General features: G+C 71.8%; 22 protein-coding genes, 1 pseudogene and 1 riboswitch. Of the genes and pseudogenes, 11 read left to right on the forward strand and 12 right to left on the reverse strand.

All coding sequences use genetic code 11. The annotated features are described in order from the left end of the window. Window positions 1–3 precede the first annotated feature (3 nt). From clpB to AFL01nite_RS12775, 3 genes are all read left to right on the forward strand, one after another. On the forward strand, window positions 4–2,592 hold the full coding sequence (gene clpB, locus AFL01nite_RS12765; RefSeq protein WP_146828076.1) for an ATP-dependent chaperone ClpB: 2,589 nt from the start codon (window positions 4–6) through the stop codon (window positions 2,590–2,592). Window positions 2,593–2,626: 34 nt separating this feature from the next. After that, window positions 2,627–3,634 (forward strand): hypothetical protein, encoded by a 1,008-nt coding sequence (locus AFL01nite_RS12770; protein WP_146828077.1) that lies wholly within the window; start codon window positions 2,627–2,629, stop codon window positions 3,632–3,634. A 63-nt stretch (window positions 3,635–3,697) separates the two neighbouring features. Further along, window positions 3,698–5,113 carry an NAD(P)/FAD-dependent oxidoreductase gene (locus AFL01nite_RS12775; protein WP_146828078.1) on the forward strand — a complete coding sequence of 472 codons (1,416 nt, stop codon included), beginning with the start codon at window positions 3,698–3,700 and terminating at the stop codon, window positions 5,111–5,113. On the opposite strand, the pseudogene AFL01nite_RS12780 reads toward AFL01nite_RS12775, so the two are convergent. Further along, window positions 5,114–5,861, reverse strand: a pseudogene (locus AFL01nite_RS12780) (helical backbone metal receptor). A 25-nt stretch (window positions 5,862–5,886) separates the two neighbouring features. On the opposite strand from AFL01nite_RS12780, the gene menB reads away from it, so the two are divergent. Continuing rightward, window positions 5,887–6,708 (forward strand): 1,4-dihydroxy-2-naphthoyl-CoA synthase, encoded by an 822-nt coding sequence (menB, locus tag AFL01nite_RS12785; protein WP_146828079.1) that lies wholly within the window; start codon window positions 5,887–5,889, stop codon window positions 6,706–6,708. Between the two features lie 42 nt (window positions 6,709–6,750). On the opposite strand, the gene AFL01nite_RS12790 is transcribed toward menB, so the two are convergent. The 4 genes from AFL01nite_RS12790 to AFL01nite_RS12805 are packed head-to-tail and all read right to left on the reverse strand — an operon-like array spanning window position 6,751 to window position 10,692. Beyond that, window positions 6,751–7,614 carry an ABC transporter ATP-binding protein gene (locus tag AFL01nite_RS12790; protein ID WP_146828080.1) on the reverse strand — a complete coding sequence of 288 codons (864 nt, stop codon included), beginning with the start codon at window positions 7,612–7,614 and terminating at the stop codon, window positions 6,751–6,753. Next, entirely contained in the window at window positions 7,611–8,651 is a 1,041-nt protein-coding gene (locus AFL01nite_RS12795) for a FecCD family ABC transporter permease (protein ID WP_146828081.1), read from the reverse strand. Before AFL01nite_RS12795 ends, AFL01nite_RS12790 begins: the two co-directional genes overlap by 4 nt. Continuing rightward, window positions 8,648–9,643 (reverse strand): FecCD family ABC transporter permease, encoded by a 996-nt coding sequence (locus tag AFL01nite_RS12800; RefSeq protein WP_222593523.1) that lies wholly within the window; start codon window positions 9,641–9,643, stop codon window positions 8,648–8,650. The genes AFL01nite_RS12795 and AFL01nite_RS12800 overlap by 4 nt, the downstream gene beginning before the upstream one ends. Before the next feature lie 32 nt (window positions 9,644–9,675). After that, a complete protein-coding gene (locus tag AFL01nite_RS12805; RefSeq protein ID WP_146828083.1) occupies window positions 9,676–10,692 on the reverse strand; it encodes an iron-siderophore ABC transporter substrate-binding protein in 1,017 nt (338 codons plus the stop codon). A 135-nt stretch (window positions 10,693–10,827) separates the two neighbouring features. On the opposite strand from AFL01nite_RS12805, the gene AFL01nite_RS12810 reads away from it, so the two are divergent. Continuing rightward, window positions 10,828–11,316 (forward strand): MarR family winged helix-turn-helix transcriptional regulator, encoded by a 489-nt coding sequence (locus AFL01nite_RS12810; RefSeq protein ID WP_146828084.1) that lies wholly within the window; start codon window positions 10,828–10,830, stop codon window positions 11,314–11,316. Between the two features lie 69 nt (window positions 11,317–11,385). Here AFL01nite_RS12810 and AFL01nite_RS12815 read toward each other — a convergent pair whose 3' ends face one another. The 7 genes from AFL01nite_RS12815 to AFL01nite_RS12845 all read right to left on the reverse strand — a co-directional run bounded on the left by AFL01nite_RS12815 (window position 11,386) and on the right by AFL01nite_RS12845 (window position 19,250). Continuing rightward, a complete protein-coding gene (locus tag AFL01nite_RS12815; protein WP_146828085.1) occupies window positions 11,386–12,138 on the reverse strand; it encodes a hypothetical protein in 753 nt (250 codons plus the stop codon). A gap of 157 nt (window positions 12,139–12,295) precedes the next feature. Continuing rightward, window positions 12,296–13,051, reverse strand: a complete 756-nt coding sequence (locus AFL01nite_RS12820; protein ID WP_146828086.1) for a hypothetical protein — start codon at window positions 13,049–13,051, stop codon at window positions 12,296–12,298. A 129-nt stretch (window positions 13,052–13,180) separates the two neighbouring features. Then, a complete protein-coding gene (locus AFL01nite_RS12825) occupies window positions 13,181–13,858 on the reverse strand; it encodes a hypothetical protein (RefSeq protein WP_146828087.1) in 678 nt (225 codons plus the stop codon). Beyond that, window positions 13,855–15,993 (reverse strand): glycosyltransferase family 2 protein, encoded by a 2,139-nt coding sequence (locus tag AFL01nite_RS12830; protein ID WP_146828088.1) that lies wholly within the window; start codon window positions 15,991–15,993, stop codon window positions 13,855–13,857. The genes AFL01nite_RS12825 and AFL01nite_RS12830 overlap by 4 nt, the downstream gene beginning before the upstream one ends. Next, window positions 15,990–16,385 (reverse strand): hypothetical protein, encoded by a 396-nt coding sequence (locus tag AFL01nite_RS12835; RefSeq protein ID WP_146828089.1) that lies wholly within the window; start codon window positions 16,383–16,385, stop codon window positions 15,990–15,992. The genes AFL01nite_RS12830 and AFL01nite_RS12835 overlap by 4 nt, the downstream gene beginning before the upstream one ends. Next, window positions 16,378–17,274, reverse strand: a complete 897-nt coding sequence (locus tag AFL01nite_RS12840; RefSeq protein WP_146828090.1) for a hypothetical protein — start codon at window positions 17,272–17,274, stop codon at window positions 16,378–16,380. Before AFL01nite_RS12840 ends, AFL01nite_RS12835 begins: the two co-directional genes overlap by 8 nt. 83 nt (window positions 17,275–17,357) lie before the next feature. Further along, a complete protein-coding gene (locus tag AFL01nite_RS12845; protein WP_146828091.1) occupies window positions 17,358–19,250 on the reverse strand; it encodes an acyl-CoA dehydrogenase family protein in 1,893 nt (630 codons plus the stop codon). Between the two features lie 269 nt (window positions 19,251–19,519). Here AFL01nite_RS12845 and AFL01nite_RS12850 point away from each other — a divergent pair, with 269 nt between their 5' ends. From AFL01nite_RS12850 to AFL01nite_RS12875, 6 genes are all read left to right on the forward strand, one after another. Then, window positions 19,520–21,061: a prenyltransferase/squalene oxidase repeat-containing protein gene (locus tag AFL01nite_RS12850; protein ID WP_146828092.1), complete on the forward strand. Its 1,542-nt coding sequence runs from the start codon at window positions 19,520–19,522 to the stop codon at window positions 21,059–21,061. Further along, window positions 21,058–21,915 carry a hypothetical protein gene (locus tag AFL01nite_RS12855; protein ID WP_146828093.1) on the forward strand — a complete coding sequence of 286 codons (858 nt, stop codon included), beginning with the start codon at window positions 21,058–21,060 and terminating at the stop codon, window positions 21,913–21,915. Before AFL01nite_RS12850 ends, AFL01nite_RS12855 begins: the two co-directional genes overlap by 4 nt. 50 nt (window positions 21,916–21,965) lie before the next feature. Then, window positions 21,966–22,045: riboswitch (cobalamin riboswitch) on the forward strand. A 92-nt stretch (window positions 22,046–22,137) separates the two neighbouring features. Next, window positions 22,138–23,283 carry a CbiQ family ECF transporter T component gene (locus AFL01nite_RS12860; RefSeq protein WP_146828094.1) on the forward strand — a complete coding sequence of 382 codons (1,146 nt, stop codon included), beginning with the start codon at window positions 22,138–22,140 and terminating at the stop codon, window positions 23,281–23,283. After that, window positions 23,280–24,881 carry an ABC transporter ATP-binding protein gene (locus AFL01nite_RS12865; RefSeq protein WP_146828095.1) on the forward strand — a complete coding sequence of 534 codons (1,602 nt, stop codon included), beginning with the start codon at window positions 23,280–23,282 and terminating at the stop codon, window positions 24,879–24,881. The genes AFL01nite_RS12860 and AFL01nite_RS12865 overlap by 4 nt, the downstream gene beginning before the upstream one ends. Further along, window positions 24,878–25,693, forward strand: coding sequence for an ECF transporter S component family protein (locus AFL01nite_RS12870; RefSeq protein WP_146828096.1), 816 nt, complete (start codon window positions 24,878–24,880; stop codon window positions 25,691–25,693). Before AFL01nite_RS12865 ends, AFL01nite_RS12870 begins: the two co-directional genes overlap by 4 nt. Continuing rightward, window positions 25,690–26,349 carry a hypothetical protein gene (locus tag AFL01nite_RS12875; RefSeq protein ID WP_146828097.1) on the forward strand — a complete coding sequence of 220 codons (660 nt, stop codon included), beginning with the start codon at window positions 25,690–25,692 and terminating at the stop codon, window positions 26,347–26,349. Before AFL01nite_RS12870 ends, AFL01nite_RS12875 begins: the two co-directional genes overlap by 4 nt. Window positions 26,350–26,412 lie beyond the last annotated feature (63 nt).

Consider the following 26,412-nt stretch of genomic DNA (forward strand, 5'->3'; position numbering starts at 1 on the left):
GACATGGACCTGAACCACTTCACCACCCGTAGTCAGCAGGCTCTCGCTGCCGCGATGCAGCAGGCCGCTGCGGCCGGCAATCCCGCCGTGGAGCCGGCTCATCTCCTCTCCGCCCTGCTCGACCAGCAGGGCGGCACGGCCGCCCCGCTGCTGGCCGCCGCCGGCGCCGACCCCGACGCCGTGCGCAGCGACCTCAAGGCGGCGATCGGGCGCCTGCCCAGCGCCAGCGGCTCGACCGTCGGCAACCCGCAGCTGGCCCGCGCCTCCCACGAGGTGCTCCAGCGCGCGATCGACCTCGCCGAGGAGCTCGGCGACGAGTTCGTCTCCAGCGAGCACCTCGCCGTCGGCGTCGCCACGGTCGCCGGCCCCGCGCAGCAGGTGCTGGCGTCGCACGGCGCCACGCCCGAGACCCTCACGGCCGCGTTCGCTGCCGTGCGCGGCGGTGCCAAGGTCACCAGCCAGGACGCCGAGGACCAGTACCAGTCGCTCGAGAAGTACGGCATCGACCTGACCGCGCTGGCCCGCGAGGGCAAGCTCGACCCCGTCATCGGCCGCGACTCCGAGATCCGCCGCGTCGTGCAGGTGCTCAGCCGCCGCACCAAGAACAACCCCGTGCTCATCGGCGAACCCGGCGTCGGCAAGACCGCCGTCGTCGAGGGCCTGGCCCAGCGCATCATCGACGGCGACGTCCCCGAGTCGCTCCGCGGTCGCCGGCTCGTCAGCCTCGACCTCGGGGCGATGGTCGCCGGCGCGAAGTACCGCGGCGAGTTCGAGGAGCGCCTGAAGGCCGTCCTGGCCGAGATCAAGGACAGCGACGGCCAGGTCGTCACGTTCATCGACGAGCTGCACACGGTCGTGGGCGCCGGCGCCAGCGGCGACTCGGCCATGGACGCCGGCAACATGCTCAAGCCCATGCTCGCCCGCGGCGAGCTGCGGATGATCGGCGCGACGACGCTCGACGAGTACCGCGAGTCGATCGAGAAGGATCCGGCCCTCGAGCGGCGCTTCCAGCAGGTGTACGTCGGCGAGCCGAGCGTCGAGGACACGATCGCGATCCTGCGCGGCCTCAAGGAGAAGTACGAGGCGCACCACAAGGTCGAGATCGCCGACGGCGCCCTGGTCGCGGCCGCCACGCTGTCGCACCGGTACATCCCGGGCCGCCAGCTGCCCGACAAGGCGATCGACCTGATCGACGAGGCGTCCAGCCGGCTGCGGATGGAGATCGACTCCAGCCCGGTCGAGATCGACGAGCTCCGTCGCTCCGTCGACCGGCTCAAGATGGAGGAGCTGCACCTGCAGAGCGAGAAGGACGAGGGCAGCCAGGAGCGCCTGGCGTCGCTGCGCCAGGAGCTGGCCGACCAGCAGGAGACCCTGCGGTCCCTCGAGCAGCGGTGGGAGGCCGAGAAGCAGGGCCTGAACGCCGTCGGCGAGATCAAGGAGCGCATCGACGAGGCCCGGATCGCCGCCGAGCGTGCCCAGCGCGCGGGCGACATGGAGACCGCGAGCCGGCTGCTCTACGGCGAGATCCCGCAGATGGAGAAGCAGCTCGCCGACGCCCAGGCCGCCGAGGCCTCGGTCGCCGCCGACCGCATGGTGCACGAGGAGGTCGGCCCCGACGACATCGCCGAGGTCGTGGGCGCCTGGACCGGCATCCCCACCGGACGGCTGCTGGAGGGCGAGACCGAGAAGCTCCTGCACATGGAGGACGAGCTCGGCAAGCGCCTCATCGGCCAGCGGGCGGCCGTCCGGGCCGTGTCCGACGCCGTGCGCCGTGCCCGCGCCGGGGTGTCCGACCCCGACCGCCCGACCGGCTCGTTCCTGTTTCTGGGCCCGACGGGTGTGGGCAAGACCGAGCTGGCGAAGTCGCTCGCGGACTTCCTGTTCGACGACGAGCGCGCCATCGTGCGCATCGACATGAGCGAGTACGGCGAGAAGCACTCCGTCGCGCGCCTGGTCGGTGCCCCTCCGGGGTACGTCGGCTACGACGAGGGCGGTCAGCTGACCGAGGCCGTGCGCCGGCGCCCGTACTCGGTGGTGCTGCTCGACGAGGTCGAGAAGGCGCACCCGGAGGTGTTCGACATCCTGCTGCAGGTGCTCGACGACGGACGGCTCACCGACGGCCAGGGCCGCACGGTCGACTTCCGCAACGTCCTGCTGATCCTGACGTCCAACCTCGGCTCGCCGTTCCTGGTCGACCCCGCGCTGGACGACCAGCAGAAGCGCGACAAGGTCATGGACGTGGTGCGGATGGCGTTCAAGCCCGAGTTCCTGAACCGGCTCGACGAGGTCGTCATGTTCGACGCGCTCGGGATCGACGACCTCACCCGGATCGTCGACCTGCAGTTGGACTCGCTGGGTCGCCGCCTGGCGCCGCGCCGCATCTCGCTCGACGTGACCACGGCGGCCAAGGAGTGGCTGGCGCTCACCGGCTGGGACCCGGCCTACGGTGCCCGTCCGCTGCGCCGGCTGGTGCAGCAGGCGATCGGCGACCGGCTGGCGCGCGAGCTGCTCGCGGGCGAGGTCCGCGACGGCGACACCGTCCTGGTGGACCGCGAGCCCGACGCCGACGAGCTGGTGGTCCGCCGGGCGTGATCGGGGCTGGGGCCGATCTGGTTGGATCGAGGGCATGTCCACCCCCAGACCCCGCTCGGTGACGCTCGCCTGTGTGTACGGCGGGCTCGGCGGCCTGCTGGCGGTCGTCGCCCTGTTCGAGATGCTCCAGAACTGGGGGTCCATCGAGGTCCAGGAGGCGCTGCGCTCGGGGTTGGAGCCGCTCGGCGCCGACCCCGACGCGCTGCTGCCGACGATCCGCTGGGTCGTCATGGCCCTGCTCGTCGGCGCGATCGCCGCGACGGTGTTCTCGTTCTACGCCGCCAAGGGACACCAGGCCTCGCGGATCGGGCTGAGCGTGCTGGCCGGTCTCGGCGCCGTGACGTTCCTGTCGACCGGTGTCGCCGGGCTGCTGCCCGCGATCCTGGGCAGCCTCATCGTCTACCTGCTGTGGTCGGCGCCGGCCCGCCAGTGGTTCGCCGTCGTCAACGGGCGCACGCCGCTGTCGCTGGGCACGACGCCGTCGGTCACCGGTCCCGCGCCGCACCGGGCCGACCCGAGCGGTCCGGTGGCCCAGCCGCCCGCGTACGACCCCGCCCAGCACGCCCAGCCGGGCCAAGCCCAGGCCCATGCCCTCCCGGTCGCGGGTCCGGTCGGCCGGCCGCGCCCGGTCAGCCTCGCGCTGTGGATCGCCGGACTCGGCTCGCTGTTCGGCGCTCTCGGCTCGGGGCTGGTCCTGCTCGCCCTCGTCGCCCTGCGTGACGAGGTCACGAAGACGTACCGCGAGAACGAGCTGCTGCAGAACCAGCTCGAGTCCGCCGGGATGACCGCGGGCCAGATGGTCACCCTCGGCACGTGGCTGTTCGGTGGCTGGCTGGTCGTGTCGCTGCTGGGTCTCGCAGCCACGGCGTGGGCCGCCACGGGCCAGCGGTTCGGCTGGTGGGCGCTGGTGGTCGTCAGCGTCGTGACGGCGGGTTTCGCGGCCCTGGGACTGCCCGTCGGACTGCTGTGGATCCTCGGCGCGATCATCGTCATCGTCCAAATGTCGAGACCTGAGTCCAAGGCCTGGTTCGATCGGGCATGATCCCCCTCACACCGAGGGAACCCTCGCGTGAAAGCTGGTAAAACGGTCGATAGTCTGGACGGCATGGCACAGGTCCGCGCGTCCTATCGTCCGCACGTCGTCGTCGTCGGTGGCGGGTTCGGTGGCTTGGCGCTGGTGCGCAAGCTCAAGCGCGCGGACGTCGACATCACCCTGATCGACCGCCACACGTACAACACCTTCCAGCCGCTGCTGTACCAGGTGGCGACCGCCAGCCTGAACCCCGGCGACATCACGTGGTTCCTGCGGGCGATCCGTTCGAAGCAGGACAACGTCCGCTTCCTCAAGGGCACCGTCGTCGAGATGGACCACCAGGAGAAGTCGGTCCTGCTCGACGGCAACATCACGGTCAAGTACGACTACCTCGTCCTCGCGAACGGCGTCACCGCCAACTACTTCGGCATCCCCGGTGCCGAGGAGTTCGCGATGCCGCTCTACCGCCGCTCGCAGGCGCTGGCGCTGCGCGACCTGATCTTCGCCAACCTCGAGAACGCCGCCGTCAACGGCCAGGACCGCGACCTGCGCGTCGTCGTCGTCGGTGGTGGCGCGACGGGCGTCGAGACCGCCGGCGCCCTGGCCGAGATGCGCAACCTCGACATGCCGACGACCTACCCCGAGCTCGACAAGAAGCGCATCCACATCTCCCTGGTCGAGATGGGCGAGCACGTGCTCGCCCCCTTCCACCCCAAGCTGCGCGAGTACGCCCGCAAGGAGCTGATCAAGCGCGGCATCGACCTGCGGCTGAAGACCGCGGTCAAGGAGGTGCGTCGCGACGGCGTCCTCATCGAGAACGACGGCAACGAGGAGTTCCTCACCGCCGGCATCGTCGTGTGGGCCTCGGGCGTCGCCGCGCACGGCATCGTCAAGGACTGGGGCCTGCCCCAGGGTCGTGGCGGCCGCATCGAGGTCGACGAGCACCAGCAGGTGCGGGGCATCCCCGACGTCTTCGCCATCGGCGACATCTCCGTCAACCCCGACTCGCCGCTGCCGCAGCTGGGTCAGCCCGCGATCCAGGGTGGCAAGCACGTCGCCAAGGTGATCTCGGCGAAGGTGTCGGGTGGCAAGCTGCCCAAGGCGTTCAAGTACTTCGACAAGGGCACGATGGCCACGATCGGCCGCGCGTCCGCCATCGCCGAGGTGCGCGGCCTGCCGCGCCTCAAGGGCTTCCCCGCGTGGTTCATCTGGGTCACCGTCCACGTCGCCCTGCTGCTGGGCAACCGCAACCGGTTCGCCACGATGACCAACCTGTCGCTGAAGTACCTTCTGTGGCGCAGCCACAACGCGATCGTCGGCGAGACCCCCTACGTCATCGCGCACGAGCCGAAGATCGTCTCGGGCGCCAACGTCGAGCCTGCGCCGAAGAAGTCGGCGCGGTCGGGTCGCAAGTCGATCTCGAAGAAGGCCCAGGTGCGCAAGGCCGCGGCCCAGCAGACGATCGACGAGATCGAGAGCGACAGCTGATCAGGCCAGCGCGGCGGCCAGGGCCTGTCGCGCGGTCAGCAGCGACGGGCCGTACCAGGTGAGTGCCCGCCCGCTGCACAGCGCGGTCGGGACGCGGGTGAACGCCTCCGGTCCGTCCTCCTGCGTGAACACGTAGGGCTCGTCCGGCAGGAGCACGAGGTCGAGGGCGGCCGTGTCGAGGTCGGCGAGGTCGACGTGCGGGTAGCGGTCGCGATGGTCGGCGAACGCGTGCACGAGGCCGAGCCGGCGCAGCACGTCGCCCGTGAACGTGTCGCGCCCCACCACCATCCACGGGTCGCGCCAGATCGCGACGGCCATGCGGCGACCGTCCGGCGCCACGGGCTCCGCCCAGAGCCGCTCCGCGTCGGTCAGCCACGACGGCACGCCCCAGCCGAGTGCCTCCCCGAACAGGCGTCGCATCGCGGTGAACGCCCCGTCGACGGTCTCGATGTCGGTGACCCACACCGGGACTCCCGCCTCGCGGAGCCGTCGCACGTCGAGCTCGCGGTTCTCCTCCTTGTTCGCGACGACGAGGTCGGGGGAGAGGGCGAGCACGGGCGCGGTCGGGGTTCTTCGTGCCGCGGACGCGCGGCACGGCCAGGTCGGCGGGATGGGTGCACCAGTCCGTGGCGCCCACGAGGGCCTCGGGGCGGGTCGCGGCGATCGCCTCCGTCAGCGACGGGACGAGGCTGACGACGCGGCGGGCCGGGCCCGGGAGGGCGACGTCGAAGCCGAGGTCATCGTGCATCGCGGCCCAGCCTAGGGTGGAAACCATGACTGAGTGGACTGCCTCCGGCGAGTGGACCGACATCCGTTACGAGACGACCGAGGACGGGATCGCGAAGATCACCATCTGTCGTCCCGAGGTCCACAACGCCTTCCGCCCGCAGACGATCCGCGAGATCTCCCGCGCCCTGACCATCGCGCGCGACGACGAGTCGGTCGGCGCGATCATCCTGACCGGCGAGGGTGAGAAGGCCTTCTGCTCCGGTGGCGACCAGCGCGTCCGCGGCGACTCGGGCTACAAGTCCGACGAGGGCGCGACCGGCCGCTTCGACGTCACCGACCTCCACGTCCAGATGCGTCGCACGCCGAAGCCGATCGTCGCGGCGGTGGCCGGCTGGGCCATCGGCGGCGGGCACGTGCTGCACCTGGTCTGCGACCTCACCATCGCGGCCGACAACGCCCGCTTCGGCCAGGTCGGCCCGAAGGTCGGCTCGTTCGACGGCGGCTACGGCGCCAGCATCCTGGCGGACCTCGTCGGCCCGAAGAAGGCCAAGGAGATCTGGTTCCTGTGCCGCCAGTACGACGCGCAGGAGGCCATGAGCATGGGCCTGGTCAACACCGTCGTGCCGCTCGCGGACCTCGAGGCCGAGGCCGTGACGTGGTGCCGCGAGATGCTGCAGCTGTCGCCGTGGGCCCTGCGCCTGTCGAAGCTCAGCTTCCACGCGCACGAGGACGGCTACGCGGGCATCCAGCAGCTCGCGCACGACGCCAACCTGCTCTTCTACGGACAGGCCGAGGCCCAGGAGGGTCGCGACGCCTACAGGGAGAAGCGCACCCCGGACTTCAGCCGGTTCCCGCGGCGTCCCTGAGCCCGGAACGGTCCGCGTGGGCCGACCGTGCGGGGTCTCCCCTCACGATGCGGGGGAGACCTTCCCCGCATCGTGGTGGTTTCCCCGGTTGACCGGGGAGACGTCGCGCAACCCGCGCACATGGTGGCGCCCCAGCGGCAGCACCATGGGGCGCCCGGTGGTGGGGTCCTCGATGATGCGGGCGTCGAGGCCGAAGACGGCGGCGACGTGGTGCTCGGTCAGGACCTCCTCGGCGGTGCCCTGGGCGTGCACGGTGCCCTCGCGGACGGCGACCAGGTGGTCGGCGTAGCGCGCGGCGAGATTGAGGTCGTGCAGCACCATCGCGATCGTCGTGCCGCGCGAGCGGTTGAGGTCGGTCAGCAGGTCGAGCACCTCGACCTGGTGGCAGACGTCGAGGAAGGTCGTGGGCTCGTCCAGCAGCAGCACCTCGGTCTGCTGGGCCAGGGCCAGTGCGATCCACACCCGCTGGCGCTGTCCACCCGACAGCTCGTCGACGACGCGGTCGGCCAGGTCGAGCACCCCGGTGGCCTCGAGGGCGTCGGCGATGATCTCGTCCTCGGCGGCCGTCCAGCGCGCGAACGTGCGCCGGTGCGGGTGGCGGCCCTGGGCGACGAGTTCGGTGACGGTGATGCCCTCGGGGGCGATCGGCGACTGCGGCAGCAGTCCCAGGCGGCGCGCGACCTGCTTCGTGGGCATCGAGTGGATGTCGTGCCCGTCCAGCAGGACGCGGCCGTGCGCGGGAGTCAGCAGCCGGGCCATGCCGCGCAGCAGGGTCGACTTGCCGCACGCGTTGGCGCCGACGATCGTCGTGATCTTCCCTGCCGGCAGCGACAGGCTCAGGTCGGACACGATCGTGCGGTCGCCGTAGCCGAGGGTCAGGGCCTCGGTCGTCAAGGTGGTGGTCACAGGGAGCCTCCCGTGCGCTGGGTGCGGATGAGCAGGTAGATCAGGAACGGGGCGCCGAGCGCACCGGTGACGACGCCGACGGGGTAGCGCGTGCCGAATGCGTACTGGCCGAGCAGGTCGGCGGCGAGGACCAGCAGGGCGCCGACCAGGGCGGAGGGCACCATCGGCGAACCGCGGTGACCCACGAGGCGGGTGGCGATGGGACCCGCCATGAAGGCCACGAACAGGATCGGCCCGGTGGCCGCCGTGGCGAACGCGGCCAGGCCGACGGCCACGAGGACGAGCAGCCGACGGGTGGGCTCGATGGGCACGCCCAGCCCGGCGGCGAGGTCCTCGCCCAGGCGCAGCAGCGACAGCCGGCGCGAGAGCAGCAGCAGGGCCGGGGCGAGCACGACGAACGGCACCGCGACGAGCGCGACGCCGTCCCAGGTGGCCAGGTTCAGGCTGCCGTTGAGCCAGCGCATCGCGCGCTGCAGGTCGAACTCGTTCGCGTAGACGAGCAGGTACGCGGTGACGCTGTTGAGCATCGCCGCGATGCCGATGCCCACGAGGATCAGTCGCGCGCCGACGGCCGCCCCGCTGGACGCGAGCGCGTAGATCAGGGCGGCGGTGGCCACGCCGGCCACGACCGCGCCGAGGGAGACGACGAGGCCGCTGGCACCCAGGACGACGATCGCGAACAGGGCGGCGGCGTTGGCGCCGTTGGTGATGCCGATGATGTCGGGGCTGGCCAGGGGGTTGCGCAGCATGGTCTGGAACGTGACGCCGGCGAGGCCGAAGCACGCCCCGGCGACCACGGCGAGGACGGAGCGCGGCAGGCGCAGCTCGCCCACGATGAAGGAGGCCCCGGGGACGAACTGGCCGGTGAGGACCCGCCACACGTCGGCGGGGGAGTACACGGGATCGCCGAAGGCCAGCGATCCGGCGAAGAGGGCGACCAGGGCGATCGCGAGGCCGGCGACGATCAGCCTGGCGCGGCGGGCGCCGCGCAGGCGGACCGCGCGGACTGTCTCGGACGCGGTGCGGTTGGCGCTCATGCGCGGGACCCCGATCGGCGCAGGACGACCCACAGGAAGACCGGTGCGCCGATGAGCGCGGTGACGACGCCGACGTCGATCTCGTCCGGTCGCCCGAGCACGCGGCCCACGACGTCGGCGAGGGTCAGGAGGGTGGCGCCGGCGATCGCGGACATCGGCAGGAGCCACCGGTGGTCGGCGCCCACGAGCTGGCGGCACAGGTGCGGCACGATCAGGCCGACGAAGCCGATGGGTCCGGCCAGCGCGGTGGCCGCGCCGCAGAGGATGATCGCGCCGCCGGCGGCACCGAGGCGCACCCGGGTGACGTGGACGCCCAGCCCCGCGGCGGCCTCGTCGCCCAGGGCGAGGATGTTCAGCGAGCGGGCCGACAGGGCGCAGATCACGGTGCCGACGAGCAGGATCGGCAGCACCAGCAGCGTGTCGCTGTTCTCGGCGCGACCGACGCTGCCGACCTGCCAGAACCGGAAGACGCGCATGACGTCGATGCGCGGCAGCAGGATCGCGCTGGACAGGGACGTGAAGGCGGCCGTGGTGATGGCGCCGGCGAGGGCCAGCTTCAGCGGCGTGGGCCCGCCGACGCCGAGCGAGCCCACAGCGTAGACGAAGACCGCGGCCAGCGCGGCGCCGGCGAGGGCGAAGACGATGTAGAGCGGCATGGTCGCGGCGCCGAAGAAGGCGATGCCGATGACGACCAGCAGGGAGGCGCCCGAGTTGATCCCGAGGATGAACGGGTCGGCGAGGGGATTGCGCGTGACGGCCTGGAGCACGACGCCGGCGACGGCGAGGGCGGCGCCCACCACGATGGCGAGGATCGTGCGCGGCACGCGCGAGCGGACGGCCGCGGACGTGACGCTCTCGGAGTCGGTCGTGAGCGCGGTCCAGACCTCACCGAGGCTGACGACTCGTGCGCCGAAGGCGACCGACAGGAAGACCGCGGCGACGAGCGCCAGCAGGCCGAGGAGCAACCACCACGGGGGACGCCGTGTCTTCACGGCGTCCCCCACGATGGCTTCGAGCGTTGTGGTCACTTCACCTTCGCAGCGGCATCCGCGAGCAGCGTGACGTAGTCGTCGAGCATCCACGGGATCGAGAGCGCCGACGGCGACACGGCCGCGGCGAGCGGGGTGTTGTCCTTCAGCAGGGCGGTGGAACCACGCTCGATGGCGGGGATCTTGCCGATCAGCGGATCGGCCTGGGCCTTCTTCAGGGCGGCGTCGTCGCCGTAGCCGACGAAGACGTCGGCACCGGAGAGCTCGTCGGCCTTCTCGGCGCTGATCTCGAGGAAGAACTTGTCGGAGTTCTTCGAGGACTCGGTGACGAAGTCCGGCGTGCTGAAGCCGAGGTCGTTCAGGAACGTCGCGCGGGTGTCGGAGGCGGTGTAGTAGCCGACCTTGCTCAGGTCGGTCGGGTCGATCCAGCTCATGACGGCCGACTTGCCCTTGATCTCGGGGTGATCGGCGACGGCGGCGTCCATCTGCTTCTCGAGGTCGGCGATGACGTCGTCGGCCTCGTCGGTCTTGCCGAGCGCCTTGCCGGTCATCTCGATGGCCTCACGCCACGAGGTGCCCCAGGCCTGGCCGGGGAACGCGACGACCGGGGCGATCTTCGAGAGCGTCTCGTACTCCTCCTTCGTCAGGCCGGAGTTGGGCGCCAGGATCAGGTCGGGGCTCGTCTTGGCGACGGCCGCGGCGTCGATGCCGGCGTTCTCGTCGAACAGCGCGGGCGTCTCGGCGCCGAGCTCGTCGAGCTTGTCCTTCACCCACGGGTGCAGTCCGTCGGTGTCGTCGTCGCCGTAGGTCACCTTGGGCATGCCGACCGGCACGACGCCGAGGGCGAGCGCGGTGTCCTGGTTCGACCAGGCGACCGTCGCGACGCGCTCGGGCGCAGCCGTGACTTCGGTCGTGCCGAACGCATGCTCGATCTCGACCGGGAAGGAGTCGCCGCCGGAGGCCTTGGCGTCGTCGGAGCTGTCGTCGGACGAGCCGCAGGCGGTGAGCCCGAAGGCGAGGGTGGCCACGGCCAGGAGGCGGGCGATGCGCATGGTGTGCCTTTCAGGAGTGATGATGACAAGGTAAGGCTACGCTAATCTCGATTCGCGTGGACGTGCGGTCCGCCACATGGGCTCGAGCCGGCCATGGGGCGGGGACGACGGCGTCCGGTCGCTACCGTGGGGGCCATGCCCGGACTGGACTTCGACCCCATCGACCGCGCCGCCGAGCTGTGGCAGGAGCGCGTCGGCGACGCCACCTCGATGCGGCTGGCGACGTCGATCATGCGGGTGCACCAGATCCTGCTGGCCCGCCTCGACGGGGCGCTCAAGCCGTTCGGCATCACCTTCGCGCGCTACGAGGTGCTGCGGCTGCTGTCGTTCAGCTCGTCGGGCTCGCTGCCGCTGTCGAAGATCGGGGAGCGGCTCATGGTGCACCCGACCTCGGTCACGAACGTGATCGACCGGCTCGTCGCCGACGGGCTCGTCGACCGCAACGTCGACCCCAGCGACCGTCGCCGCGCGCTGGCCTCGCTCACGCCCGCCGGGCGGACGGTGCTCGAGGAGGCCACCGAGGCGCTGGTGAGCCTCGACTTCGGGCTGGGCGACGTGAGCGCCGAGCACCGGGCCACCATCCACGAGCTGCTCACCCCGCTGCGCCGGGGCGACTGGGCCTGAGCCCGCCCGGGAACGGCGAAGCGCCGGCCCACCCGAAGGTGGACCGGCGCTGCGCGGGTGCTGCTGGGATCACATGCGGATGCCCTTGGTGGAGCCGCCCAGGACCTTCGTGGTCGTGGGGATGTAGAGGCGGTACGTGCGCTTGCCCTTGCGGGTGAACTTGATCTTCTTGCTGTGACCGTTCTTGTTCAGCTTGAGGGTCTTGAACTTCTTCCACTTGCGGCCGGACTTGACCTGGATGACGGCCTTGCCGACCGACACGTACTTGGCGCCGTTGAAGCTGCGGACGGACTGCGCGCGCATCGTCACCTTGTTGCCCTTGCGGGACAGCTTGAACTGCTTGAGGCCCTTCTTCACGTAGAGGCCCTGACGGATGCGGAAGGTGTTGCTGTACTGGAAGGAGACCTGCGGCCTGCCGGTGGTGTCGACGTAGCGGACGGGGCCGAGACGGACGGTGCCGATGCCCCAGGCGCCGGTGTAGTTGAACTGGTTCGTGTAGACCAGCGGGACCTGCCCGCGGAGACGACCGTTCACGTAGACGTCCGCACGGAAGCCGCTGCCGTTCACGCTCGGCACGAAGGTGGCGGCCACCGGGTTGTTGCCGCGGCGCACGATCGCGCCGTGGCGGACCTTGAAGGTGGAGAGCGCGTTCGCGGCCGTGGCGGCCGAGCCGCTCCGGGAGGCCAGGGACTGCTGCGAAGCCGTCGTGGACGGCGCGAGGGCCGCGCCCGACTCGTCGGCCTGCGCGGCGACCGGGCTGGCCAGCGACAGGGTCAGGGCGGTGGCCGCGAGCAGCGCGACCCGGGTGAAGCGTCGGTTCATGGTTCTCCCCGAGATGAGATGTGGGTGTGGCAGGGACAGTCTGGCACGGCCGCGGCGGGTTGGCCCGCCCCAGAAGTGGGGGATGCGGGAGGGGCCGGAAACGGCGCAGCGTCGGCCCACCCGAAGGTGGACCGGCGCCGCGCGCGGTGGGGCTGCGTCAGATCTTCCCGCGCCAGTACAGGAACGTGCCCTGCACCGTCGCGGTCGTCTTCAGGTAGACGCGGTACTTGTACTTCTTCTTGGTCTTCCAGCTGACCTTGCCGTTGCCGTTCCGGTTCAGCTTGATGTGCTTCACGTTGCGCCACTTGCCCTTGGAGTAGCGCTTGACGGTGATCTTGCGAACGCTCACCGTGCTGCCGTTGGGCTGGTAGACCTTCCAGTTCTTCGCCTTCATCGTCCGCTTCTTGCCGCGCGGGATGATGCTGGCCGACGGGTAGGTCGTGCCGCGACGGACCAGGATGACGTTGCTGTCGGGCAGCTTCGAGATCGTCTTGTTGTACTGGGCGTCGTAGGCCTCGATCCGCACGTTGCGCAACTGGGCCTTGCCGTAGCCGGACGCCCGGGGCCAGTAGAGGCTTCCGGTGGGGTAGCGGTTCGAGGCGATGCTCTCGTCGCGGACGCGGGCGACGCCGTTGACGTAGACGTCGCCGCGGACGTACCAGCTGACGGCACCGGGCGCCGAGACGGACACGGCCGTCTTCGCGAAGGTGCTGGTGCTGCCGGTGAGGACGGCGTGCGTGGTGAAGCGGACCGCGCCGGTGGCCGAAGCGGCGACCGGGGTGCTGACGGCGGTGGAGACGCTGCCGCGCTCGGCGGCGACGGCCTCGCTGGCCTGGGCGGACACCGGCGCTGCGAGCGACAGGGTCATGGCGGCCGCCGCCGCGACGGCGACCTTGGTGAGGGTTCGGTTCATTTCTCTCCCCGAGTGGGCGATGGATTCGGCGGACAGTCTGGCATGACCATGCGGTGATGGTTCGCAAGAACCATGAACTCGCGAGTTCCGCCGGCCGTGACCTGCGTCTCGCACCCCGGGGATCGCGCGCTAGCTCGTGGTCGCGGCCAGGAAGGCGCGGGCCTCGGACTCACGCAGCAGGGCGAACTTGGCCGCCTTGACCAGTCCGGCGAGCCGGTCCCACATGGCGGCATCGACGGCGTCGTCGGGAAGGACGAGCGTCGAGCAGTTGTAGGACTCCATGAACAGCATCGCGGTGGCGACCAGCGGCAGGTACGCGTGGGACGCCGGGCCGATCTGGCTGATCAGGTGGGCGTTCGAGGCCACGAGCAACCGGTCGGTGCCCACGAGGTCGCCGGCCCAGCTCGCCGAGTCCAGCACGCCCACCGCCAGGTTGCGTGCGCGTCCCCAGGTGTTGGGCAGGGGCTCGAAGGTCAGGGAGTCGTCGACGACCAGCGCCATCCCGCTGCCCTGCGGGGCTCGTCGCGGCTCCATGTCGACGTTCGCCACGCGGACCCATGCCGGGGCCTGGAACTCGGTGATCGCCTGGGCGAGCTCGGGCGAGACGCTCCGGGGCAGGGTGAGCGACCCGCTGCAGTACGGAGCGAAGGCGAGGAACGCTGCGAGGGAGAGGACGTCGTCGCTGAGCAGGAGCATGTCCCGGTCGACGAAGAAGTCGCTCACCGCCGGCGTCGCGTCGTACGCCTCGGGCTCGGCGGCGATCGAGAACCTGCCCGTCGCGCCGCGGCCGTTCCAGTGGATTCTCATGCGGGCCCCTCACCTCCGGAGATCGTCACGAACTCGACCTCGCCGAGATCGATGTTCCTGCGGGTCTCGAGCGCCAGCGACTCGACGTCGTCGCCCAGCATCGGCGACACGGCAGCGAACTGCTTGCCGTCGGACGAGTCGATCTCGTACTCGAAGACCGGTCCCAGCGTGCTCAGTGCGGGCACCGCGGCCGCGACGGCCGCCCGGTCGCGCGCCACCACGACGGCGCAGGCGGCCAGGGCGAGGCGGAGGTCGTCGACCGCCGCCGTTCGGGTCGCATCGTCGGCCAGCAGGTCGCGCCAGTCGCTCTCGGCCAGGGACGAGAGACCGACGTCGCCGATCACCCGGCCCGAGTCGCGGAACGTGGTCTCCACGGCGAGGCCGGAGCCGAACACCTCGCGCAACTGCAGGAGCTCGTCGAGCGTCACGTCCGGGACCTCGCAGTCCGCGGCGACGGCCACGTCGGCCCCGGCGCGGCTGATGACCCGGCCGCGTCCGCGGGCCAGGATCGCTGCCACCTGGTCGGACCGGGGACGGGTGCCGGCACCGAGGTGGACGAGGACGCGTCGGGAGACGACGTCGTCGGGGAGGTACTCGACGACACGCCGCTCGACCTGCGCGAAGGGCGGCGTCTCGGCCTGGTCGAGGGTGGAGCGGTCCCGCCGCGCGGCCACGATGTCGGAGTTGATCATGGTCGCCCGGGCCCAGAATCCGGTGACCAGGGCGGAGGTCTTCTGGATGTTCGGGTCGGTGGCGGTGATCTGGTCGTCGTGGAGGCGGCGCATCAGCACGTACTGGCCGCAGTGGTTCAACCGTGCGCCGCTTCGGACCAGCCGCACGGCGAGGTTGTAGTCCGAGCCGCTGCGCAGCGTCTCGTCGTACGGCACGGCCAGGAGCCAGCGGCGCTCGATGAGGATGGTCGCGTGGGTGAGGACGGCCCCGTTGAACAGGAGGGCCTCGAGGGACAGCTTCTTGCCCGGTTCCAAGGTGATGGACCCGTCGCCCTCCCGGAAGATGGCCCAGCCGCCGTAGGCGCCGTTCGCCCCCTCGACGATCGCGTCGAGCGAGACTTCCAGGCGGGTGGGCAGCATGAGGTCGTCGTCGTCCATCACGGCGATGTACTTGCCGCGCGCGATCGACGTGGCGTGGTTGCGCGCGGCGGCGATCCCACTCTGCTGCTGGTGCACGTACCGCACGCGCGGATCGTCGAAGCCTTCGACGACCGCGCGCGTGTCGTCGGTGGAGCCGTCGTCGACGACGATGAGCTCGAGGTCGGGCATGCTCTGCGCCAGCACCGAGCGGATCGCGTACCCCAGGTAGGCCGCCCGGTTGTGGGTCGAGATGACCACCGACACCAGTGGCGGGGCGTCCTGCGGGGCGAACTGCCAGTTCGCCAGGTTGCGCGCCGCGGTCTTGTCGTGCAGGTGGATCTGGCGGTTCAGCTCGATGGCCGCCCGGCCGGCCTCGGTCTCGTTCGCGCTCGCGCGGGACGAGGGGTGCCACACGTGGAACATCTCCGCACCCGGCTCCGCGAGCCAGGTCAGCTTCAACCCGAGGCGCTGGAGTCGGTGGGCGAAGTCGATGTCCTCGCCGCCGTAGATCTCCATGCGCTCGTCGAGTCCGCGCGTCCCGAAGTACGCCTCGCGGGAGAAGGCGATCATGCCGCCCATGCCCCACCGGGGACGCTGCGTGGCGATCCGGCTCAGCTCGGGCCACGAGTACCGGCCTCGCTCGATGGCGTCGTGGTCGATGCCCTCGGGCAGGTCGTTGCACTGCATGAGGAGGAACTGCTGGGGATCGTGGGTGAGGCGCTCGAACACGAGCGGGAACGTGCCCGGTGAGAACACCATGTCCGCGTCGGTGGTGACGAGCACCCGACCCGTGGCGTGCTGGAGTCCGGCGTTGAGCGCCCGTGACCGCGACCAGACGCCGTTGGTCTCGGTGCGCACGTAGACGGCACCGGCCTCCTCGATCGCGGAGCGGTAGCCCGCGTACTCGACCGAGCCGTAGTCGGACACGATGATCTCGCCGGTCAGGTCGCCGAGCGCGCCACGGGTCGACGTGATCGCGCCGAGGAGGCGGTCCTTGCCCCAGTCCTTGTAGCCGATGACCACCGAGATGTCGAGATCGTTCACGGTCGCGGTTCTCCCTCGAGGTACGTCGTGAGCGTTCGCCCCGACGGCAGCTTGCGTGACACCTGGAGGATCTCGAACGCTCGCGCCGGCCACTCCTGGCGGCCGTTCCACGGCGCGATGGCCAGGGCGACCTCGGCCGAGTCGTCCGGGATGGTGATGCTGCCGAGCCGGACGACGGACGTCGCCGACGAGGTCTCGGGCACGTACATGAAGGGCCGCCCCAGCCGCTCGCTGATCACCCAGTGCCGGTTCTGCGCCACGAAGCGCTGCGGGTCGACCCCCTCGACGGTGGCGACGAAGGCCTTGAGCGGGAACGTGATGGTGGTGGTGACGCTCAGGTCGACCGAGCCCGCCGCGGGGACCCCGAGGTCCCAGACCGTGCTGTCAGGCATGCGACGCCTCTCCCTGGTACCCGGGCACTCCGATCGGCTGCATGCCGACGACCTTCATCGGGGCGAACTCGTCCCAGTCGAGCAGCTGCACGTTCGGGTAGTGCGCCGCGAGCGAGCCACGGAAGACCCCCTCGCTCTTGCCGTAGTTGCCCTCGAGCAGGAAGACGCTCTTGCCGAGCATCGCGCCGGCGATGGCGACGTGGAGGCGATCGGTGTACAGCTCCTCGAAACGACCGACGATGTCGAAGAAGCCGCCCGCGTCCGTGTGTGCGGTACCGAGGAGGCTGATGTCGAAGTTGCGATCGGGGTCGACCGCGAGGTGGTGCCTCTCCTTGTCGCGCCGCAGGGCGATGAGGGGGTAGGGGAGCGTGCGGTCCGGCGCCTCGGGAAGCTCGCAGAAGAACGCCATGTCGTGGCAGAAGCGCAGCGGGGAGCCGCTGGCCTTCTCCGTGCCGGAGAGCTCGGCGCGGGAGAACAGCACCGCGTTCTCCAGCCCGGTCTCGGGCAACAGGTCCAGGTCGTAGGAGCTCGGCAGCACGACGACGTCGCGGTACATCGACGCGACGCGCTCGGTGAAGGCGACCGTGGAGATCCAGTTCCGGTTCCATCCGCCGCCCCCGCCGACGACCGCCGTCGTCCCGGCCGTGGTCTCCGGGTCGAGGGTGTCGAGGTCGGACCGCTCGTGTTCGGTGCACGTCAGCCCGAGGTGCTGGAAGAACTCCCTGCTCCCGCGGTTGATCAGGGAGTCGCCCCAGTTCCCGGGCGAGGGGTAGAAGTGGAACGTCCCGTCGCCGACCCGGTCGCGGACGACCTCGTGGAGGTCCTGGAACGGCGCCTCGCCGCGCAGGTTTCCGGCGGGACGGGCGGTCGGTTCGTGCAGCATGGTCATCTCAGGCCCTTCGCGTCACTCTGATCGTATCGGCACCGTGCGGACACGCCGGCCGCCCGGCCTCGCTCGCTCGACTGGCGGCATCAGCCGAGCATGGCGGCGCCGAGGCTCTCCTCCGGCACGCCGAGCCCCTCGACCAGCGTGAGCGTGTGCGGGCGCAGCCGGTCGAGCAGCCCGTTGATCTCCTTGGAGACCGCCTTCGCCCGGGTGTCGCTGATCCGGTTGTGCTCCATGAACCAGGCCTTGTCGCGCTCGATCACCGTCAGGGCGTAGAGCGAGCACACGTCGCGCAGGAGGTCGGCGGCCTGCTCGTCCTCGCAGCGCGCGATGCCGGCGGTGAACGCCTCCAGGACGACCCGGTCGATGTGGACCTGGCCGATCTTGACGACGTGGTCCTGGGCCGCGTTGAAGGCCTCGAACGCGGCGCCCTTGTCCTTGCCGGCACGGCGCAGCCGGCGCGCGGCCGTCTCGATGACGTGCTGCTCGCGGTCCTCGAAGAGGTTCAGCTGCGTGCCGCGGTCGAGCAGGTTGTGCTCGTCGTCGTTGGACCGCGCGTCGATGAGCCGCTGGATCAGCTGGGCGGCGGCGGTGCGCTCCTTGACCGTGTCGGCCACGGTGCCGGCGGCGAAGCGGACCATCCCCACGGGGTCGAGGCCCGTCACCTCCTTGGCGTACGAGGTCAGCAGCTCCTTGGCGACCAGCTGCAGCAGCACCACGTTGTCGCCCTCGAACGTCGTGAAGACGTCGCTGTCGGCCTTGAGCGTGGTGAGGCGGTTCTCGGCCATGTAGCCGGCGCCGCCGCACGCCTCGCGGCACTCCTGGATCGCGCGCGTGGCGAACGACGTGAGAGCCGCCTTGAGGCCGGCCGCGCGCCCCTCGAGCTCGCGCTGGGCGTGGGCGTCGGGGTCGGCCTCGGTCTGCAGCCGGTGCATGCGCGCGACGAGCTGGTTGTGCGCGAACCGGAACGCGTACGCCTCGGCCAGCAGCGGCAGCAGCCGACGCTGGTGCATCCGGTAGTCCATCAGCACCGTCTCCTCGCCGGGCCGCCCCTCGAACTGGCGACGCTCGAGCGCGTAGCGCAGCGCGATGCTGAGAGCGACCTCCGCCGCGGCCCGCGCCGAGCCGCCGACGCTGACGCGACCGCGGATCAGGGTGCCGATCATCGTGAAGAAGCGGGCGTTGCGGCTCTCGATCGGCGAGGAGTAGACGCCGCCCTCGTCGACGTTGCCGTAGCGGTTCAGCAGGTTGTCGCGGGGGATGCGCACCTGGTCGAACATGAGGCGGCCGTTGTCGACGCCGCCGAGCCCGCCCTTGTACCCGCAGTCGCTCGTGGTGACGCCCGGCAGGTCGGCCCCGGCCTCGTCGCGGATCGGCACGACGAAGCAGTGCACGCCGTGGTCCTCGCCGAGCGTGATCAGCCGTGCGAACACCGCGGCGACCCGCGCGTGCTTGCCGGCCCCGCCGATGTAGTCCTTGCGGGCCGAGGGGGTGGGGGAGTCGATGACGAACTCGCCCGTGGAGGGGTCGTAGGTGGCCGTGGTCTCGAGGCTCTGGACGTCGCTGCCGTGCCCGGTCTCGGTCATCGCGAAGCAACCGAGCAGGTCGAGGTTGATGAGCGCGGGGATGTACGCCTCGTGGTGGCGCTCGGTGCCGAGGTTCTCGATGGCGCCGCCGAACAGGCCCCACTGGACGCCGGCCTTGACCATGAGCGACAGGTCGTACTGGGCCAGCATCTCGATGCCAGTGACAGCCATGCCCGGATCGCCGGTGCCGCCGTTCTCGGTGCGGAAACCCGCCGCGGGGATGCCCGTCGGCACGAGCTGCTTCATCTGGTCCAGCACCCGCTCGCGCGCCTCGTCGAGGGTCAGCGAGTGGTCGAACGCCAGGTCGAGCCGGCCCAGCTCCTCCCGGCTCTGCTCGCGCACGTGGCGCCACTTGCCGTCGATGGACCGTCGAAGTTCCTCACCGAGACTCATGGGGAAAGGCTAGTGGCGGGGGCCCGAGGCGACATCCCGAAGCCGGGAGCCTGCTAGCGTGCTCGCCACAACCACACACACTTCCGCAGTGTCAGGGGAAGTCCGGTGAGAATCCGGCGCTGACCCGCAACCGTGAGACCGCCCTTCGGGGTGGCGAGCCGGAGCACCTGCCTGACGGAGCCGACCACACGCTGTCGAGGAACGCAGCGGGCGGAGTCGAGACCTTGTCGTCCCGACCCCTTCCCGTCCTGTGCAGCGGGAAGGAAATCATGAAGTCACCCCTGCGCCAGCGCGCCCTCGCAGGTCTCGCTGCCGGAGCCGTCGCCCTGTCGACGGCCGTCGCCATCACCCCCGCCGCGTCCGCGGCACCCACCCCCGGCACCGTCGCCGCCGGGCAGTGGCTGTCCGCCCAGCTGACGAACGGCGTCGTCCACAACGACGCGTGGGGCTCCGACGACCTCGGGCTGTCGCTCGACGTCCTCGGCGCCCTGCGCGAGCTCGGCGTGCAGCCGCAGGTCCGGCAGCAGGTCCTCGCCACGGTCTCCGCGCGGGTCGACGAGTACGTCGAGTTCACGTCGGAGGGCGTCACCACCTTCTACCCCGGATCGGGCGGCAAGCTGGCGATCGCGGTGGACACGGCCGGCGCCGACCCGCACGCCGTCGGTCCGCGGAAGCGCGACCTGGTCGCCGACATCGAGGCGGTCACCGACGACGCCACCGGCGAGTCCAGCGACACCTACGGGCTGTTCGGCCAGACCTTCGCCACGCGCGGCCTGATCGCGGGCGGCAGCCGGGAGGCCGCCAGGTCGGTCGCCTTCGTCGCCGCGCAGCAGTGCGCGAACGGCTCGTTCCGCCAGAACCTGACGGCGGACTGCCCCGACGTGCCGGAGATCGACACGACCGCCGCCGCGCTGCAGACGCTCGCCGAGGCGCGCGCCGCCGGGATCGCGGTCGACTCCTCGGCGATCGAGCGGGCGGGCGCGGCCATCGCCGCGGCCCAGGCCGCCGACGGCTCGTTCGTCGGCAACGGCGTGCCGAACACCAACTCCACCGGTCTCGCCGCCGTCGCGCTGAGCCGGGCGGGGCGCACGGACGCCGCGAGGAAGGCCGCCGCGTGGGTGGCCCGCCACCAGGTGACGGCGGCGACGGGCGGCAGGCTCGCGTCCCAGGTCGGCGCCATCGCCTACGACCGGGCCGCGCTGGAGGCCGGTGCCGCCGACGGGATCGAGTCCGCGATGCGGGACCAGTGGCTGCGGGCCTCGACGCAGGCCGCCCCCGCCCTGGCGCTCCTGACGACGGGCCGCGCGACGGCCACGGCGCCCCCGCGCGTGGCGGCCGGCCGCACGTTCAGGGTCACGGCCTCGGGCCTCGCCCCGGGGTGGAAGGTCACGGCGCGCGTCGCCGGCGGGTCGACCGCCAGCGCGCTCGTCCCGGCGTCCGGACGGGTCGCCGTCACGCTGAAGGCGCCCCGCGGCACCGCGCGACGTGCGGTCACGGTCGCCGACGCGACGGGACGCACTGTCGCCACCTCGAGCGTGCGGGTGCTCGCGGCCAAGCGGTTCGCCGTCGCCAAGGCGAAGAAGAAGGTGAAGCGCAACAAGGCGCAGCGGATCGTCGTGCGCGGCCTCGTCGCCGGCGAGCCGGTCCGCGTCCAGTACCGCGGCAAGACCGTGAAGCGGGGCGTCGCGTCCGCGAAGGGCACGTACACGCACCGTTTCAAGGTCGGGCGCACGACGGGCACGGTCAGGGTCGTCGTCCGTGGTGCCTACGGCAACCGCCTCGGCAAGACGGCCTTCAAGGTCGTCAGGTGAGGCTGCGCCTCGTCCGCGCGCTGGCGGCGGTCCTCCTCGGGACCGCCGCCGGCGTGGTCGGCGCCACCGCGCCGGCGCACGCCGCCGCGTGTGCCGCGGGCACCGGTGTCACGGTCGTGGTCGGCTCCTCCGTCGGCTGCGACGCCGACGGCGGTGGGCGCGCCGCGGACAACTTCGCCGCCGCGGGACACAGCCTGAAGTACGCGTCGCGTGCGCCGGGCTTCGTCTGCCGGGTCGACGGCGCACCCGCCTCCGACCCGTGCGTCGACGCCGCACCCGCCGACGCCTACTGGGGACTGTTCTGGGCCGACGGGAAGTCAGGCTCGTGGGTGTACTCCAGCCTCGGGGTCACGGCGCTCAAGGTCCCGACGGGCGGCGCGGTCGCGTTCGTCTTCCAGGACTCCTCGTCGAAGCGGTTCCCGTCGGTGAAGCCGCCCGTCGCCGTGCCGGCGGCAGCCGCCCCGACCGCTGGGTCGAGCGATGCCGGCACGGGGACGCGGGACCGCACGAAGGGGTCGAAGGACTCGCCCTCGAAGTCCTCGGGAGCGAGGGAGGAGCCGGCGGCCGGTGGTGCTGCGGTCCCGGCGCCGACCTCACCGTCGGCGGCAGCGACGACCGCCCCCATGGCGACGCCGTCCACCCCGGCGACCCCGGCGACCCCGTCGGCCACGGCCACACCGGCCGCCGGCGACGCCGCCCGGGCGGCGGGAGGATCCGCCGAGTCCGTGCGCCCGCTCGGCGCCGAGGCCGAGGAGTCGGGCACCTCGCCGGCGGCACTCGTGGCCGCCGGGGTGGTCGTCGCGCTGCTCGCCGCGGGCGGAGGGATCGTCTGGCGCCGACGCAGGGGAGTCTGAGCCCGTGGTGAGGGATAGACTCAGCCCCGTTGGACCACTGTCCGGCGCAGGGGAAACCGGTGTGAATCCGGTGCTGTGCCGCAACCGTGAGCTCCGTGGCGCCCCGGCGCGCGGAGCGAGTCGGGAACCCGCGCCGGACCGCCACCACATGTTGTCGAGCAACGACCGGTGGGCGATCGCCCCTCGGGGTCCTCGCCCCCGTGACGCGGGGAAGGGGAGCAGATGAGCACGCTCGCCGATCCCGTCTCCCCCTCGGCCGCTCCCGCGCCGGGCCGGCTCCGCCGTGAGCTGCACCCGGGCGCCTGGTGGCTGTGGGCGCTCGGCCTGGCGGCCGGGGCGTCGTTCACGCTCAACCCCGTGCTGCTGGTCGTGCTCGTGGCGATCGCCGGTCTCGTCGTGGCCGCGTGTCGCGGTGACGCGCCGTGGGCGCTGTCGTTCCGGTACTACCTGTACTTCGGGCTGCTCATCGTCGTGATGCGGGTCGTGTTCCGGATCCTGCTCGGCGGCGGGTCGGCGCCCGGCGACCCCGTGCTGTTCCACCTGCCCGAGATCCCCCTGCCGGAGGTCGCGCGAGGCATCCAGCTGCTGGGCGACGTCACGGTCACCGAGGTGCTGGTCGGCCTCTACGACGGCATGCGGTTGGCGGCCCTGGTCATCTGCATCGGCGCCGCCAACTCGCTGGCCAACCCCAAGCGGCTGCTGGCCTCGGCGCCGCCCGCGCTCTACGAGGTCGGAGCGGCGCTGGTCGTGGCCGTCTCCGTGTTCCCCCAGCTGGCCGAGAGCGTCCGGCGGGTCAACCGGGCCCGCCGGCTGCGCGGCGACGCCAGCCGCGGCACCGGCGCGATGCACCGCGTGGTGATCCCCGTGCTCGAGGACGCGCTCGACCGGTCGATGACCCTCGCCGCCGGGATGGACGCCCGCGGCTACGGCCGTTCGGGCACCGCCTCGCCCCGCGAGCGCTTCGTCACCGGTGCCCTGATGCTGATCGGCCTGTTCGGGCTGAGCGTCGGCACGTACGGCTACCTCGACGGCACCGCGCCGAAGGTGCTGTCCTACCCGATGCTCGCGCTGGGCCTCGTCTTCGCGGTGCTGGCGCTGCGCTCCGCGGGCCGCCGCGTGCAGCGCACGCGCTACCGCCCGCAGCGCTGGCTCCGGGCCGAGTACCTCACCGCCGGATCGGGCCTCGCCGTCGCGGTGGGCCTCAAGCTGCTCTCCACCCAGCAGGTCGCGGTGCTCTACCCGGACGTGCCGGGGTGGCCGCCGATCAGCGTGCTGTCGCTGCTCGTCGTCGCGATCGCCGTCCTTCCGGTCTTCGTCGCCCCCCAGGCGCCCTCGGCCCACGACCAGGTCGGAGGTGACGCAGCGTGATCGCCTTCGATGAGGTGACGTTCTGGTACGACGGCGCCGCCCGGCCCACTCTCGCCGGGGTCGACCTCTCCATCGACGAGGGTGAGCTGGTGCTGGTGTCCGGCCGCACCGGATCAGGCAAGTCCACGCTGCTCGGCATGCTCAACGGGCTCGTCCCGCACTTCACCGGCGGCACCCTCGCGGGCGACGTGCGCATCGACGGCGCCTCGATCGTCGCGCGGCCGCCGCGCGAGTTGGCGCACCTGGTGGGCTACGTCGCCCAGGACCCGCTCTCGGGCTTCGTCGCGGACGTCGTCGAGGAGGAACTGGCCTACGGGATGGAGCACCTCGGCCTCGACCCGCAGACGATGCGCCGTCGGGTTGAGGAGACCCTCGACCTGCTCGGCATCGCCGACCTGCGCCGCCGCTCGGTCCGCTCCCTCTCGGGAGGCCAGCAGCAGCGCGTCGCGATCGGCTCGGTGCTGACGATGCACCCGCGGGTCCTCGTGCTCGACGAGCCCACCTCGGCGCTCGACCCGACGGCGGCCGAGGACGTCCTGGCGACGATCGCCCGGCTCGTGGACGACCTCGCCCTCACCGTCGTGGTGGCCGAGCACCGCATGGAGCGCGTCGTGCCCTTCGCCGATCGGCTGGCGCTGGTCGAGGACGGCCGGGTGCGCATCGGCGACCCCGCCGACCTGCTCGTCGACTCGCCCGTCGCCCCACCGCTCGTGCACCTCGGCCGCCTCGTCGGCTGGACGCCGTTGCCGCTCTCGGTGCGGGAGGCGCGCCGCCGGGTCAAGCCGCTCGCCTCGCGGCTGGGACTCCCGCCGGCCCCGGCCGCACCGCGCCGACCCGCGGCGCTGGAGGCACGGGGGATCACGGTCCGCTACGGCTCCTTCACGGCGGTCGACGGGGTCGACCTCAGCGTCGGGCACGGCGAGGTCGTCGCCCTCATGGGACGCAACGGCTCCGGCAAGAGCTCGCTGCTGTGGGCGGTGCAGGGCACGGGCGACCGCACCACCGGGGTCGTCGACGTCGACGGCGTCGACCCGGGCGACGTCCGCCCGGCCGAGGCGCGGATGCTCGTGGGCCTGGTGCCCCAGACCGCGGCCGACCTGCTGTATCTCGAGACCGTCGACCGCGAGTGCGCCGCCGCCGACGACCAGTCGGGGGTCGCGCGGGGCACCTGTCGTGCGCTGCTCGAGCGGCTGGCCCCGGCGATCCCCGGTGGCCGTCACCCGCGCGACCTGTCCGAGGGCCAGAAGCTGGCGCTCGTCCTGGCCGTCGTCCTGACGGCGCAGCCGGCCGTCGTGGCGCTCGACGAGCCCACGCGCGGCCTCGACTACCCGGGCAAGGCGGCGCTGGCGCAGATCCTGCACGACCTGGCCGCCGACGGCCGCGGCGTCGTCGTCTCGAGTCATGACGTCGAGTTCGTCGCCGCCGTGGCCGACACGGTGGTCGTCCTCGCCGAGGGCGAGGTCGTCTCGTCCGGGCCCGTGCGCACGGTGTTGGCCGAGTCGCCGGCGTTCGCCCCGCAGGTCTCGAAGGTGCTCGGCCCCGACTGGCTCACCGTCGACGAGGTGGCGGCCGCGTTGCCCGCGGAGGTCGTGCGATGAGCGCGTCGCGCACTCCGGTGGCCGTCCCGGTCACCCTGCGCTCGGCCCTGGTGCTGGCCGCGGCCAGCGTCGCGGGCCTCGTCATGCTGCTGTGGCCGCTGATCATCGCGCCGGCGCCGGGGGAGTCGCGGGTCGACCAGCCGTTCATCTTCATGGCTCTCATGCCCGTGGTGGTGCTCGTGGTCGTGGCCGAGCTGTCCGAGGGCGGTCTCGACTCCAAGGCGCTGGCGATGCTCGGCGTGCTGAGCGCGATCAACGCCGCCGTCCGGCCGCTCGGGGCGGGCGTCGCCGGCGTCGAGCTCGTCTTCTTCCTGCTGATCCTCGGCGGGCGGGTGTTCGGCGCCGGGTTCGGCTTCGTGCTGGGGTGCATGAGCCTGTTCGCCTCGGCGCTGCTGACCTCCGGCGTGGGGCCGTGGCTGCCGTTCCAGATGCTGTGCGCCGCGTGGGTGGGGATGGGCGCCGGTCTGCTGCCGCGTCGCGTCGGTGGCCGTGCCGAGATCGCCATGCTGGTCGGCTACACGATCGTCGCGGCCTACGCGTACGGCCTGCTGATGAACCTGTCGTCGTGGCCGTTCACGCTGGGCATCGCGATCCCCGGCGCGGAGGACTCGCTGTCGATGGTGCCCGGCGACCCCGTGCTCGACAACCTCCAGCGCTTCCTCGTCTTCACCCTCCTGACCTCGTTCTGGGGCTGGGACCTGGGGCGCGCGATCACGAACGTGCTGTTGATCGTGACGCTCGGTCCGGCCGTCCTGGCCACCCTCAGGCGCGCCGCCCGGCGCGCCCGCTATCTCCCGAAGGAGCCTTCATGAAGTCCCTGCTCGCGCGCCTGGCCGCGATCACCCTGCTGTCCGCGGCCGTCGCCGTCGTTCCGTCCGCGGCCACCGCGCACGAGACCTGCGACTCGCCCGAGGACGTGCCGATCGTCCTGGAGTTCGGGTCGCTGGAGGGCGAGGACCGCATCCTGTGCGCCCAGCACAGCGTGGGCAAGACGGGTCTCGAGGCCCTGCAGGAGGCCGGCATTCAGACCGCAGACACGAGCGGCTCCCCGGCGATGGTGTGCCGCATCGAGGGCCAGCCGACGCCGGCGCAGGAGAAGTGCGGCAACGCGCTGAACGGTCCGGGCTACTGGGCGTTCATGGTGGCCAAGGAGGGCCAGCCGTGGGACTACGCTGCGGTCGGCCTGCAGGAGTACGAGCTGGCCGAGGGTGACTACGTCGCGCTCAAGCACCACCTGATGGCCGACGGAGAGAACGTCGAGGTCGCGGCCAGGGCCGACGCCGCGACGCGGGCCGACGCGGAGGTCGCCGGCCACGGCGAGGAGACCTCGAAGGACGAGCACGCCGGCGGCGACCATGCCGACGATGACGACTCCTCGTTCGCCGCCGTCGCCCTGCCGATCGCGATCGTCGCCGCACTCCTGGTGGCCGTGGCCGCCTTCGTCGTCGCCCGCCGCCGCCGCGCCTGACCGAACGCCGTCGCCCCTCCCCGCGAGTGGCGCAAGAACGCCCGCCACTCGCCGAGTGGCGGG

The organism is Aeromicrobium flavum (assembly GCF_007992115.1).
GTDB classification, from domain to species: domain Bacteria; phylum Actinomycetota; class Actinomycetes; order Propionibacteriales; family Nocardioidaceae; genus Aeromicrobium; species Aeromicrobium flavum.

Coding starts and splice junctions, on each gene's coding strand:
- AFL01nite_RS12850 (WP_146828092.1), top strand. CDS start 19,520: ATGAAGTCACCCCTGCGCCAGCGCGCCCTCGCAGGTCTCGCTGCCGGA.
- AFL01nite_RS12770 (WP_146828077.1), top strand. CDS start 2,627: ATGTCCACCCCCAGACCCCGCTCGGTGACGCTCGCCTGTGTGTACGGC.
- AFL01nite_RS12835 (WP_146828089.1), bottom strand. CDS start 16,385: ATGCCTGACAGCACGGTCTGGGACCTCGGGGTCCCCGCGGCGGGCTCG.
- AFL01nite_RS12810 (WP_146828084.1), top strand. CDS start 10,828: ATGCCCGGACTGGACTTCGACCCCATCGACCGCGCCGCCGAGCTGTGG.
- AFL01nite_RS12845 (WP_146828091.1), bottom strand. CDS start 19,250: ATGAGTCTCGGTGAGGAACTTCGACGGTCCATCGACGGCAAGTGGCGC.
- AFL01nite_RS12795 (WP_146828081.1), bottom strand. CDS start 8,651: ATGAGCGCCAACCGCACCGCGTCCGAGACAGTCCGCGCGGTCCGCCTG.
- AFL01nite_RS12805 (WP_146828083.1), bottom strand. CDS start 10,692: ATGCGCATCGCCCGCCTCCTGGCCGTGGCCACCCTCGCCTTCGGGCTC.
- AFL01nite_RS12875 (WP_146828097.1), top strand. CDS start 25,690: ATGAAGTCCCTGCTCGCGCGCCTGGCCGCGATCACCCTGCTGTCCGCG.
- AFL01nite_RS12820 (WP_146828086.1), bottom strand. CDS start 13,051: ATGAACCGAACCCTCACCAAGGTCGCCGTCGCGGCGGCGGCCGCCATG.
- AFL01nite_RS12870 (WP_146828096.1), top strand. CDS start 24,878: ATGAGCGCGTCGCGCACTCCGGTGGCCGTCCCGGTCACCCTGCGCTCG.
- AFL01nite_RS12815 (WP_146828085.1), bottom strand. CDS start 12,138: ATGAACCGACGCTTCACCCGGGTCGCGCTGCTCGCGGCCACCGCCCTG.
- AFL01nite_RS12775 (WP_146828078.1), top strand. CDS start 3,698: ATGGCACAGGTCCGCGCGTCCTATCGTCCGCACGTCGTCGTCGTCGGT.
- AFL01nite_RS12860 (WP_146828094.1), top strand. CDS start 22,138: ATGAGCACGCTCGCCGATCCCGTCTCCCCCTCGGCCGCTCCCGCGCCG.
- AFL01nite_RS12840 (WP_146828090.1), bottom strand. CDS start 17,274: ATGACCATGCTGCACGAACCGACCGCCCGTCCCGCCGGAAACCTGCGC.
- AFL01nite_RS12825 (WP_146828087.1), bottom strand. CDS start 13,858: ATGAGAATCCACTGGAACGGCCGCGGCGCGACGGGCAGGTTCTCGATC.
- clpB (WP_146828076.1), top strand. CDS start 4: ATGGACCTGAACCACTTCACCACCCGTAGTCAGCAGGCTCTCGCTGCC.
- menB (WP_146828079.1), top strand. CDS start 5,887: ATGACTGAGTGGACTGCCTCCGGCGAGTGGACCGACATCCGTTACGAG.